This is a genomic window from Citrobacter sp. RHB25-C09, from assembly GCF_013836145.1.
Taxonomy (GTDB): Bacteria; Pseudomonadota; Gammaproteobacteria; order Enterobacterales; family Enterobacteriaceae; genus Citrobacter_A.
On record NZ_CP057483.1, the window covers coordinates 145,526 to 158,377 of the forward strand.

At 52.7% G+C, this 12,852-nt stretch carries 10 protein-coding genes; 7 read left to right on the forward strand and 3 right to left on the reverse strand.

What is annotated here, in order from left to right:
* Positions 1–266: 266 nt before the first annotated feature.
* The 6 genes from HVY19_RS00660 to yiaY all read left to right on the forward strand — a co-directional run bounded on the left by HVY19_RS00660 (position 267) and on the right by yiaY (position 7,117).
* Positions 267–629: a DUF3302 domain-containing protein gene (locus HVY19_RS00660; protein WP_181682525.1), complete on the forward strand. Its 363-nt coding sequence runs from the start codon at positions 267–269 to the stop codon at positions 627–629.
* Positions 630–631: 2 nt separating this feature from the next.
* Positions 632–1,768 (forward strand): HlyD family secretion protein, encoded by a 1,137-nt coding sequence (locus HVY19_RS00665; RefSeq protein ID WP_181682526.1) that lies wholly within the window; start codon positions 632–634, stop codon positions 1,766–1,768.
* Positions 1,769–1,839: 71 nt separating this feature from the next.
* On the forward strand, positions 1,840–2,448 hold the full coding sequence (locus HVY19_RS00670) for a glutathione S-transferase (protein WP_181682527.1): 609 nt from the start codon (positions 1,840–1,842) through the stop codon (positions 2,446–2,448).
* Between the two features lie 96 nt (positions 2,449–2,544).
* Positions 2,545–3,936 carry an L-seryl-tRNA(Sec) selenium transferase gene (gene selA, locus HVY19_RS00675; protein ID WP_181682528.1) on the forward strand — a complete coding sequence of 464 codons (1,392 nt, stop codon included), beginning with the start codon at positions 2,545–2,547 and terminating at the stop codon, positions 3,934–3,936.
* Positions 3,933–5,780, forward strand: coding sequence for a selenocysteine-specific translation elongation factor (selB, locus tag HVY19_RS00680; RefSeq protein ID WP_181682529.1), 1,848 nt, complete (start codon positions 3,933–3,935; stop codon positions 5,778–5,780). The genes selA and selB overlap by 4 nt, the downstream gene beginning before the upstream one ends.
* 185 nt (positions 5,781–5,965) lie before the next feature.
* Positions 5,966–7,117, forward strand: coding sequence for an L-threonine dehydrogenase (yiaY, locus tag HVY19_RS00685; protein ID WP_181682530.1), 1,152 nt, complete (start codon positions 5,966–5,968; stop codon positions 7,115–7,117).
* Between the two features lie 95 nt (positions 7,118–7,212).
* Here yiaY and HVY19_RS00690 read toward each other — a convergent pair whose 3' ends face one another.
* Complete coding sequence (locus HVY19_RS00690; protein ID WP_181682531.1) at positions 7,213–7,650, reverse strand: VOC family protein; 438 nt, start codon at positions 7,648–7,650, stop codon at positions 7,213–7,215.
* Between the two features lie 120 nt (positions 7,651–7,770).
* Here HVY19_RS00690 and aldB point away from each other — a divergent pair, with 120 nt between their 5' ends.
* Positions 7,771–9,303: an aldehyde dehydrogenase AldB gene (aldB, locus tag HVY19_RS00695; protein WP_181682532.1), complete on the forward strand. Its 1,533-nt coding sequence runs from the start codon at positions 7,771–7,773 to the stop codon at positions 9,301–9,303.
* Positions 9,304–9,394: 91 nt separating this feature from the next.
* On the opposite strand, the gene HVY19_RS00700 is transcribed toward aldB, so the two are convergent.
* Positions 9,395–10,468: a type I restriction endonuclease gene (locus HVY19_RS00700; RefSeq protein ID WP_181682533.1), complete on the reverse strand. Its 1,074-nt coding sequence runs from the start codon at positions 10,466–10,468 to the stop codon at positions 9,395–9,397.
* A 428-nt stretch (positions 10,469–10,896) separates the two neighbouring features.
* Positions 10,897–12,852, reverse strand: a complete 1,956-nt coding sequence (locus HVY19_RS00705; protein ID WP_181682534.1) for a glycoside hydrolase family 127 protein — start codon at positions 12,850–12,852, stop codon at positions 10,897–10,899.

Sequence of the window (12,852 nt, forward strand, 5' to 3'; positions counted from 1 at the left end):
TTGGCTGCGGGTTTGTTGAATGTTTGTGATATGTATCACAAGAAATTTTCTTTCAGACAGACTCCAGTGTCATTCTGAACGCTTTCCCTGCATCGGCATTGGAAAAGATGTAATTGAGCAACTTTTCAGCACTAAAAATATTTCCTGCGGGGTAATGGCGAAAACGCCAAACTCGAATTAAGTTAAAATCATCAGCCCGAACGTGATTCGGCTGCCTGCAAAAAATACAACTCTAATTAGCGTGATAGCATGAAGTCGAGGCAGGTATGTTTCTTAATTATTTTGCTCTGGGCGTGCTCGTTTTCGTCTTTCTGGTGATCTTCTACGGCATTATCATGATTCATGATATTCCGTATTTAATCGCCAAAAAGCGTAACCATCCTCATGCCGATGCTATTCACACCGCAGGCTGGGTCAGCCTGTTCACCCTCCATGTGATCTGGCCGTTTTTATGGATTTGGGCCACCCTCTACCAACCTGAACGCGGCTGGGGAATGCAGTCGCACGCCACGCCACCGGGCCAGCCACCCGATCCGGAAATTGCCGCGTTATCTGCGCGTATATCGCAACTGGAAAAAAAACTGGCCGCCACTAAAACGGCTGACGATACAACGTTTCCGGAGATTTAATCATGGATCTGTTGATTGTATTAACCTACGTGGCGCTGGCGTGGGCGATATTTAAAATATTCCGGATTCCGGTGAATCAATGGACGCTGGCCACAGCGGCTTTAGGCGGTGTGTTTTTGGTGAGCGGCCTGATTCTGTTAATGAACTACAACCATCCGTATACCTTTAATGCGCAAAAAGCGGTGATTTCCATTCCAATTACGCCTCAGGTCACCGGGGTAGTAACGGAAGTTACGGATAAAACGAATCAGCAGGTTAAAAAGGGCGAGGTGCTTTTTAAGCTCGACCCTGCCCGCTACCAGGCACGCGTTGACCGACTGCAGGCCGATCTGGTGACGGCAACGCATAACACCCAGACTCTAAAAGCACAGCTTCAGGAAGCGCAGGCCAACACCACGCGTGTCTCTGCGGAACGCGACCGTCTGTATAAAGATTATCAGCGCTACCTGAAAGGCAGTCAGGCGCGGGTTAATCCGTTCTCTGAAAGCGATATTGATAACGCGCGGCAGAACTTCCTCGCCCAGGATGCTCTGGTGAAAGGTTCGGTGGCCGAACAGGCGCAAATTCAAAGCCAGTTAGACAGTATGGTTAACGGCGAGCAGTCACAGATTGTCAGCCTGCGCGCCCAGTTGGCGGAGGCTAAATATAACCTTGATCAGACCGTCATCCGCGCGCCGAGCGATGGCTATGTCACTCAGGTCCTTATCCGGCCGGGGACCTACGCCGCCGCGCTGCCGTTGCGTCCGGTAATGGTATTTATTCCCGAACAAAAACGGCAAATCGTCGCGCAGTTCCGTCAGAACTCGTTATTACGCCTTGAAGCGGGCGATGATGCCGAAGTGGTCTTCAATGCGCTGCCGGGGCAGGTATTCCACGGCAAATTAACCAGTATTCTGCCGGTGGTGCCTGGCGGTTCCTATCAGGCGCAGGGCGCGTTACAGTCCCTGACGGTCGTGCCCGGCACTGACGGTGTTCTGGCGACCATTGAGCTGGATCCGAATGCCGATGTAGAGGCATTACCGGACGGCATCTACGCGCAGGTTGCGGTCTATTCTGACCATTTTTCTCATGTTTCCGTGATGCGTAAGGTGCTGCTGCGAATGACCAGTTGGATGCATTATCTTTATTTGGATCATTAAGAAGCGGATCCCTGTCTTTTGCCGCCGCGTGAGCCATACTCAGGGTTTTGTGTTGGCAAAAAGGACTGATCATGAAACTCATCGGCAGCTATACCAGCCCGTTTGTACGCAAAATTTCGATCTTGTTGTTGGAAAAGGGCATCACTTTTGAATTTGTGAATGAAATGCCCTACAACGCGGAAAACGGCGTTGCGCAGTATAACCCGCTGGGCAAAGTGCCGGCGTTGGTCACCGATAACGGGGAGCTCTGGTTTGATTCCCCGATTATTGCTGAATATATCGAACAGCTTGGTATCGCCCCGGCGATGCTACCGGGTAAGCCGTTGGCTTCTCTGAAAGTACGGCAGATTGAAGCGTTGGCCGATGGCATCATGGACGCCGGACTGGTTATCGTGCGTGAACTCGCGCGTCCTGTGGCGCAGCAATCGGAATCGGAACTGCTCCGTCAGCGCGAGAAAATCAATCGTAGTCTGGATGCGCTGGAACGCTATCTGGTGGAGGGAACCATTAAGCCTGAAACGGTGGATCTGGGGACCATCGCAATCGCCTGCGCCGTGGGCTATCTCAATTACCGTCACGTGTCGCCGGGCTGGTGCGTGAACAGACCTCACCTGGTGAAGCTGGTGGAAACGCTCTTCCAGCGTGAAAGTTTTGCCCGTACGGAACCGCCAAAGGCTTGATGCACGTTATACCCCCCTGAGCAAACTCACGCTACAATCCTCCCATGTCGCACCCCTCTCCATGATGGAGAGGGTCACCTACAGCCGGACCATTTCATGACAACCGAAACGCGTTCTCTCTACAGCCAGCTTCCTGCCATTGATCGCTTATTGCGTGACCCTGAATTTCTGACTCTGCGTGATGCTCATGGGCATACCCGCGTCGTTGATCTGCTGCGTCAACTGCTTGATGAAGCAAGAGAAGCGATCCGTGACAGCGGAGTACTGCCTGCGTGGTGTGCTAACTGGGCGCAAGAGGTGACTATCCGCCTGGAGAAAGAGACGCAAAGCGCGCTACGCCAGGTGATAAATCTGACGGGAACCGTACTGCACACCAATCTGGGGCGCGCGTTGCAGGCCGAAGAGGCGGTGACCGCTGTGGCACAGGCAATGCGTGCGCCAGTCACGCTGGAATACGATCTGGATGGTGCCGGACGCGGGCATCGCGACCGCGCAGTGGCGGATTTACTGTGCCGTCTTACCGGGGCGGAAGACGCCTGTATCGTCAATAACAATGCGGCAGCCGTCTTGCTGATGTTGGCTGCCACGGCCACGGGCAAAGAGGTCGTTGTCTCTCGCGGTGAGCTGGTGGAGATTGGCGGGGCATTCCGAATTCCGGACGTCATGCGCCAGGCCGGATGTACATTACACGAGGTCGGAACGACTAACCGAACGCATGCGAAAGATTATCGCCAGGCGGTGAATGAAAATACCGGTCTGCTGATGAAGGTTCACACCAGTAACTATCAGATTGAAGGTTTTACCCACGCGGTAGAAGAGACAGAGCTTGCCCACATCGGCCAGGCGTTGGGTATTCCGGTGGTCGCCGATCTCGGTAGCGGTTCGCTGGTCGATCTCAGTCAGTACGGCTTGCCCAAAGAACCGATGCCGCAGCAGCTCATTGCAGCAGGCGTCAGCCTGGTAAGCTTTTCCGGCGATAAGCTGCTGGGCGGTCCGCAGGCAGGGATTATTGTCGGTAAGAAAGCGTTGATCGCGCAGCTACAAAGTCACCCGCTGAAACGTGCATTGCGGGCTGATAAAATGACCCTGGCGGCGCTGGAAGCGACACTCCGTCTTTATCTGCACCCGGAAGCGCTGGCCGATAAACTGCCAACGCTGCGTTTGTTAACGCGTAGCGCAGAAGCCATACACGCTCAGGCGCAGCGGCTCCTGCCAGAACTTGCCGCGCGTTATAACGCGGAGTTCACGGTGAACGTGATGCCCTGCCTGTCGCAAATTGGCAGTGGCTCATTGCCGGTGGATAGACTGCCCAGCGCGGCATTAACCTTTACGCCGCATGACGGTCGCGGAAGCCGTCTGGACGCGCTGGCGAACCGCTGGCGCGAGCTGCCCGTTCCGGTTATTGGACGAATTTTCGAAGGACGCCTGTGGCTGGATTTGCGTTGCCTGAGCGATGAACCTCGGTTTATGGAGATGTTGTTGAAATGATTATTGCGACCGCCGGACACGTTGACCACGGTAAAACGACGCTGTTGCAGGCGATTACCGGAGTGAATGCCGATCGTTTGCCGGAGGAGAAAAAGCGTGGCATGACCATCGATCTCGGTTACGCCTACTGGCCGCAACCGGATGGCCGCGTGCTGGGATTTATCGATGTTCCCGGCCACGAGAAGTTTCTTTCTAACATGCTGGCTGGCGTGGGGGGTATCGATCACGCACTGCTGGTTGTCGCCTGCGACGATGGCGTGATGGCGCAAACGCGGGAGCATCTGGCAATTCTGCAACTGACCGGTAATCCGACCCTGACGGTCGCGCTGACGAAAGCCGATCGCGTGGACGAGGCGCGGACGGCAGAGGTCAGCCAGCAGGTGCGCGACGTGCTGAGTGAATACGGTTTTTCGGACGCAACGCTCTTTGTAACGGCCGCCAGTGAAGGTCGTGGGATTGAGGCACTGCGCGCTCACCTTCAGCAACTTCCTTCTCGTGAACATGCCCGCAATCAGCGTTTTCGACTGGCGATTGACCGGGCTTTCACCGTCAAAGGTTCCGGGCTGGTGGTTACCGGAACGGCACTCTCTGGTGAAGTCCACGTGGGTGATACGCTGTGGCTGACGGGGGTCAACAAAGCGATGCGTGTGCGTGGACTCCATGCACAAAACCAGGCGACGGAGAAGGCCCATGCCGGGCAGCGTATTGCGCTGAATATCGCGGGTGATGCGGAAAAAGAACAGCTTAGTCGTGGCGACTGGTTGCTTTCAGAAGCGCCACCGGAACCCTTTACGCGCATTATCGTCGCGCTGGAAAGCCACGTACCGTTAACGCAGTGGCAACCATTACACATTCATCATGCTGCCAGCCACGTCACCGGACGCGTATCTTTGCTGGAAGATAACCTGGCGGAACTGGTGTTTGATACGCCGCTGTGGGTCGCAGACAACGACCGACTGGTACTGCGCGATATCTCCGCGCGTGCCACGCTGGCAGGTGCACGCGTGGTAGCGCTCAACCCGCCGCGCCGCGGCAAGCGCAAGCCAGAATATCTGCAATGGCTGGCATCGCTGGCGGCGATAAGTAATGACCACGCTGCGCTCGATGTGCATCTTCAGCGAGGGGCGGTAAACCTTTCCGACTTCGCATGGGCTCGTCAACTCAATGGCGACGGCATGCGCCAGTTGGTTCAGCAGCAGGGTTTTATTCAGGCGGGCCAAAGTCTGCTCAATGCCCCCGTTGCCGCCAACTGGCAGCGCAAAATCCTTGAGACGCTGGCGACCTATCATGAACAGCATCGCGATGAGCCTGGACCGGGACGTGAGCGTCTGCGTCGGATGGCTCTGCCGATGGAAGATGAAGCGCTGGTGCTGCTGCTCATTGAGCAAATGCGGGAAAGCGGCGAGATCCACAGCCATCACGGTTGGCTGCATCTGCCGGATCACAAGGCGGGTTTTAGCGATGAACAGCAGGCTGTGTGGCAAAAAGTCGAACCGCTATTTAATGATGAGCCCTGGTGGGTGCGCGACCTGGCGCGGGAAACCGCAACGGAGGAGCAAACCATGCGGCTGGTACTGCGTCAGGCGGCACAGCAGGGGATGATTACGGCGATCGTGAAGGATCGTTATTACCGCAACGACAGAATTGTCGCGTTCGCCACTATGATCCGCGAACTGGATCAGGAAAAAGGTTCTACCTGTGCGGCGGATTTTCGCGATCGTCTGGGCGTCGGGCGGAAATTAGCTATTCAAATTCTGGAATATTTTGACCGGATAGGCTTTACGCGTCGTCGCGGAAACGATCATTTATTACGCGATGCTTTATTATTTCCGCAAAAAGAGTGACATATTTAATTTATAATTTAAATTGATTGATACAATAAATATATTGATTCCAGAAAAGCACATTAATTTATTAGCCTAATGTGCTTTTTTATTTTTCTTTTAATAAATAACTACAGCGATCATATTTTCAAATTTAAATCACTCGTATGCTGCCACCCCTTTTTAAGTCATTAAGGATTAAGCATATGGCTGCTTCAACGTTTTTTATTCCTTCCGTGAATGTAATTGGCGCGGGTTCATTAAAAGATGCCATGAACACGATGGCGGAATATGGTTTTCGCCGTACGTTAATTGTCACGGACAGCATGCTGACGCAATTAGGCATGGCGGGTGACATTCAAAAAGCGTTGCAGGAACGCGATATATTTAGCGTGATTTACGATGGAACGCAGCCTAACCCGACGACTGAAAACGTTGCTGAAGGTCTACAGATCCTGAGCGAAAACAATTGCGACAGCGTCATTTCACTGGGCGGTGGTTCCCCGCATGACTGCGCGAAGGGGATCGCACTGGTGGCGGCAAACGGCGGTGATATTCGTGATTACGAGGGCGTTGATCGTTCTGCCAAACCGCAACTGCCGATGATCGCCATTAACACCACGGCCGGTACAGCCTCTGAAATGACCCGTTTCTGCATCATCACCGACGTCGAACGTCATATCAAAATGGCAATCGTGGATAAACACGTTACGCCATTACTGTCGGTGAATGACTCTTCACTGATGGTGGGGATGCCGAAGTCGCTGACCGCAGCGACGGGTATGGATGCACTGACCCATGCAATCGAAGCCTATGTTTCTGTGGCGGCCACGCCAATTACCGATGCGTGTGCGCTGAAAGCGGTCACCATGATTGCAGAAAACCTGACCGTTGCAGTTGAAGACGGCAGTAACGCGCAAGCGCGTGAAGCGATGGCATATGCCCAGTTCCTGGCAGGCATGGCCTTTAACAACGCTTCTTTGGGGTATGTTCATGCGATGGCGCATCAGTTGGGTGGGTTCTATAACCTGCCGCACGGTGTGTGTAATGCGGTGCTGTTGCCGCATGTGCAGGTATTCAATAGCCAGGTTGCAGCGGATCGTCTGCGTGATTGTGCAGCGGCAATGGGTGTGAACGTCGCGGGAATGTCAGACGCAGACGGAGCGAAAGCCTGTATTGCTGCTATCCGCGCGCTGGCACAGAAGGTAAACATTCCAGCAGGTCTGAGCGATCTTGGTGTGAAAGAAGAGGATTTTGCCGTACTGGCAACCAACGCGCTGAAAGATGCCTGCGGTCTGACCAACCCGCTCCAGGCAACACACGAGGAGATCGTGGCGATCTATCGCGCGGCAATGTAAATAACCTGCCCGGTGGCGCTGCGCTTACCGGGCCTACAAAATGCACCGTAGGCCGGATAAGGCGAAGCCGCCATCCGGCACTTAACTTTCCGGCATCAGGAACGCAGCCACGGCGTAATCGTCACGCCGGTTAAGATGCCTTCCGGACTCAATAACCTTGTGACCGCCTGGCCCCATGGCTCCATGCGATTGGCAATTAACAACGTATATCCCTGATCCACTAACGCCTTCGTTGCCGCTTCAATATCCTGCACCTCAAATTCAACCCACGCTGAAGGCACAGGTACCTCAGGCGGCCATGCCTCGCGACCAAAACAGGACTCAGCTGCCTGCGAGAGCGGCCAGAGCGCAAAATGCTTCACGCCGCCCAGCGTATCGAGTTCGGTATAGAAATAGTCTTTATTCCCTTCCATCTCCTTAATCGGCAGGCCAAGCGTTTGTTGATAGAAAGAGATGCTGGCTTCAGCGTCGCGGGTAATTGGGCCAAAACCGGCGACAAACAGGACATCTACACCGGGAAGTTGTTGCTTCATGTTCACTCCTTGAATTAGCCATGTGGATAACGTGACCGCAGTCGTAAAGCTATCACACCCTGGCGAGAAAATCGCCAACCGCGTCTACCCTTGATATATCCCTGGAGCAAGGAGACGATCATGACCAATAACCCCCCACGTATTCAGCCCGGCGAGTATGGTTTTCCTCTAAAGCTAAAAACCCGTTATGACAATTTTATTGGCGGTAACTGGGTTCCGCCCGCCGATGGCGAGTACTACCCGAACCTGACGCCCGTCACCGGGCAACTGCTGTGCGAAGTCGCTTCATCTGGCAAAAGGGACATTGATTTGGCGCTCGACGCCGCTCATAAGGTGAAGGATAAATGGGCGCACACATCCGTGCAGGATCGTGCTGCACTTCTGTTTAAAATCGCCGATCGCATGGAGCAAAACCTGGAACTGCTGGCAACGGCGGAAACCTGGGACAACGGTAAGCCGATCCGCGAGACAAGTGCCGCCGACGTGCCGTTGGCAATTGACCATTTCCGCTATTTTGCCTCGTGTATTCGCGCCCAGGAGGGCGGGATAAGCGAAGTGGACAGCGAAACCGTGGCTTATCATTTCCACGAACCGCTGGGCGTGGTGGGGCAAATTATTCCGTGGAACTTCCCGCTACTTATGGCAAGCTGGAAAATGGCACCTGCGCTGGCAGCAGGGAACTGTGTCGTACTCAAACCGGCACGTCTGACGCCGCTTTCGGTGCTGCTGCTGATGGAAATCATTGGCGACATTCTGCCGCCGGGGGTGGTGAACGTGGTGAACGGTGCCGGGGGCGAGATTGGTGAATATCTGGCGACCTCGAAGCGCATCGCGAAAGTCGCGTTCACCGGTTCGACCGAGGTCGGGCAACAAATCATGCAATATGCGACCCAGAACATCATTCCGGTAACGCTGGAGTTAGGTGGCAAGTCACCCAACATCTTCTTTGCGGACGTGATGGATGAAGAAGATGCCTTCTTTGACAAGGCGCTGGAAGGCTTTGCGCTGTTTGCCTTCAATCAGGGCGAGGTCTGTACCTGTCCGAGCCGCGCCCTGGTACAGGAATCCATCTACGAACGCTTCATGGAGCGCGCGATTCGCCGCGTGGAAAGCATCCGTAGCGGTAATCCGCTCGACAGCGTAACGCAGATGGGGGCGCAGGTTTCGCACGGGCAGATGGAAACGATCCTGAATTACATTGATATCGGGAAGAAAGAGGGTGCGGATGTCCTGACCGGCGGTCGCCGCAAGCTGCTTGAAGGCGAACTCAAGGACGGCTATTACCTGGAACCGACCATTCTGTTTGGGCAGAACAACATGCGCGTGTTCCAGGAGGAAATTTTCGGCCCAGTGCTGGCAGTGACGACGTTCAAAACCATGGATGAGGCGCTGGAGTTAGCCAACGATACGCAATATGGCCTCGGTGCCGGCGTCTGGAGTCGTAATGGGAACCTGGCCTATAAGATGGGGCGCGGGATCCAGGCCGGGCGCGTCTGGACCAACTGTTATCATGCCTATCCTGCCCATGCCGCATTCGGTGGTTATAAGCAGTCAGGGATTGGTCGCGAAACTCATAAAATGATGCTGGAACACTATCAGCAGACCAAGTGCTTGCTGGTCAGCTACTCCGACAAACCGCTGGGACTGTTCTAACTCACAACATCCAGCCCGATGGCGCATTGCTTGTTCGGCCTACCTCCCGCGTAGGCCCGATAAGGCGAAGCCGCCATCGGGCAATTAACAGCTAAGTATAAAGCGCCGCTGTAGCCTTTAATTCTTCTGTGAAGGCATAAATATCATCTAAAGTATCAATAGGAAACCGGGTTTCATTTTTCTCTAAATCGAATAAGCCGATGTATTTTTGGTTGCGGTTGAAGTGTAATCGACAAATAGGCTTGCGGTTATTGTCATCGACGAGTATGCCGAAGTAGCTTTTAGTGTCTCGATGTACAATTCGCGGGGCATCAATTACCGCTCTGGTTATGGCTTTAACAATATGAAAACCTTCAAGTTCATCCATTGTGGTTGAAATTTCAGAGTCATCTTTCACCATAACTTCTGTTTCTTCGGCCTGGTGTTCCACTGTAGGCGCTGCGTTACCGCCTATGGCTGATTTCAACCGCTCATTGATTTGTGTATTAATATACTGGCTAGCGGCCTTTTGTGTTAATACAGTGAAAGTTTCTTTCACTTTTTGCGTTAATATTCCATCGTGAATTCTGGAAGCAAAAAATTTCACGAAATCTTCTTCGGGATTAGTGAGTTGCGTATGAAGAATTTTTTTGATCATACTGACATATTTTAATTCACCTGCTGCATTAATGATTGATTCTAAATCGAAAGCTGATTTTGTGAGCTTCTTGATCTCTGGAATGACCATTTCATCAAGATCCAGAAGGTTAATCTCGAGGAAGGGTTTTTCATCCATTTTGTTTGGGGCATCCAGATCAGTAAAAAATTTATACTCTTGCCCATTAGTCAGGATTGATATTCTGGCATTCGTCACGTGAAAGTAACGGAATAGTTGAGATGCATGGTTTATATTGAGTGGCTCACCTATCTTCTTACACTCTATCAAAATCTGAACTTCATTATTCCTGAGAATAGCATAGTCTATTTTTTCTCCCTTTTTTGTACCGACATCGCAAACGAACTCAGGGATAACTTCAGTAGGATCAAAGACATCATAGCCCAGGACATTATTGATAAATGGCATGACGAAGGCGTTTTTTGTCGCTTCCTCTGTCTCAATGGCGCCTGATTGTTGTTTGATTTTTGAGGCTAATAAATTTAATTTTTCCATAAATTCGATAGACATAATATCCTCATCATTCATTTGATAATCATTTTTACAAGTAATTATTATTGATGTCCATGATTTGAGTTTTGACTTAAATAAACGTAAGCAACACTTTAATGAACAAATCATTAATTATTGAATGATATAGTGCAAAAATAAAAATATTACGAATTTGAGATTGGTCACGTAAACGATAAAAACCTTTAATTTCCTGGTGTTACTATTTCACTATATCTGGAAACAAAGTGGCAATCAGTGAGCCCGCTTTCATAAAATGTCCTAACTCACAACATCCAGCCCGATGGCGCATTGCTTGTCGGGTTGGATGCGGAAAGTCTTCTTATTCGTCGGCGGTTTTCACCTTTATGACCGGGTTGAGCTGGCGTTTCTGATAAGCCCTTTGTAAGCCGGATGGCATTGCGCTCATTCGGCTTACGGTGCTGATATTACCTGTTGTTAATCCAGATACGCATCTCGCCTTCGCCCCGGTTGGCCCAGCTAAACCAGGGAATGAAGGTCAACGTATGCGGCAGCCATGAGCCTGGGGCAGTATCGTAGTGCCACAGTGATGTCTGCGTCGCGTCGGCTGCGCTCTGTTTTAGTCCTTCCGCCTGGATAAGCATTTTGTGTGCGAAAAGCCCTTTGCCTTCAAAAACCGCAAACTTGCTGACTTCAGGAAGCCACAAATTGTGAAGCTCTTCACCGTTGTCTGCCTGTTCAAGGCAATAGATCAGCGGACCACGTTGAATGGCGACTTTACCCGCAACGTGGCGTACCAGCGGATTACCGTAGACCCGGCGTACCGGCATGGGCAGCGTCAGCGTTAATGTGTCCCCTTCCTGCCAGCGGCGGGTGATATGCATATAGCCTTTGCGAATAACCTGCTCGACAGCCAGCCCGTTCAGCGTCACTTTCGCGTCAGGACACCAGTCCGGCAAGCGTAGCGCCAGGGTATGCTGCACGGTCAGAGGGGATTCGATGGCAATTGTCACATCCTCATGCCATGGATAATTCCCGCTAATACGCAGCTTGAGCGCGTCGTTGCCGATGGGGATTTCTACGCTGTTGCCAATATAAAGATTGATATACAGCGCTTCTTCCCGTGGCGTATAGATGTAATGACCGATCGACGACAGCACACGAGCAATATTGGGCGGACAACAGGCACAGCCAAACCAGCGCTGGCGTACAGGCTTCACGTGATCGTAAATATGATTAAATTTTAATGTTTTCGGGTGGACCTCCAGCGGGTTGACGTAGAAAAAGTGTTTCCCGTCGAGCGCCATTCCGCCGAGCACGGTATTGTACAGCGCACGTTCCATGACGTCGGCATACTGACTGTCGGCTTCCATTTCGATCATCCGCCGGGCAAACATCATCAGGCCGATGGACGCACAGCTTTCGGCATATACCGTGTCGTTTGGCAGGTCGTAGTCACTGCTGAAGGCTTCGCCGCTGCTTTGCGAGCCGATTCCGCCAGTGATGTACAGCTGACGCTGTGCCATGTTCTGCCATAAACGCAGGCAGTCCTGTCGCTTGCGTTCATCCTGACTGAGCCGCGCCAGATGAGCCACGCCGGTCATCAGATAGACGAAACGCACCGCATGGCCAATCGCCGCCTGCTGTTCGGAAAGCGGCTGGTGCGCCTGGCTGTAGGCTTTATCTTTAACCATCCATGCCGGGCCGTAGGTGTTCCAGTAAGAGGTTTGCCCGCGCTTTTCATACTCCTCGTCGTAAAAGTGCGGCTGTGTACCGCGCTGTTCAACAAAATAATTCACCAGCGCCAGATAGCGCGGCTGCTGCGTGACTTCGAACAGGCGCATCAGCGCCAGCTCAATTTCCGGATGGCCCGGATAGCCGTGCAGTTGATTTTCACCGGGACCGAATACCCGATCGATGTGATCCGCCAGGCGGCAAACCACCTCCAGCAGGCGACGTTTGCCGGTAGCCTGAAAGAATGCCACGCCCGCTTCAATCATATGCCCGGCACAGTAAAGCTCATGACACTCGGCCAGGTTAGTCCAGCGCTCCAGCGGTGATTTAACCGTGAAGTAAGTGTTGAGATAGCCATCGTCGCACTGGGCGGCGGCGATCAGTTCAATGACCTCGTCGGCAGTTTTTTCCAGTTCAGGATCGGGCTTCTGACACAGTGACCAGGCGACAGCTTCCAGCCATTTGGCGACATCACTGTCCTGAAACACCATCCCGTAGAACTCACCCGCCTGACGTCCTGCCGCGATGCGAAAGTTTTCAATCGCATGGCTGGGATCGGCTTCCGGAATGCGGTCATTTAGCGCATCCCATTGATACGGGATCACGACGTCGCGAACCAGTCGCTGATATTGTCCGAGGAACGGATCGCTGACCGTCAGTTTATGCAGGTCGATTTCCGGAATATGCAT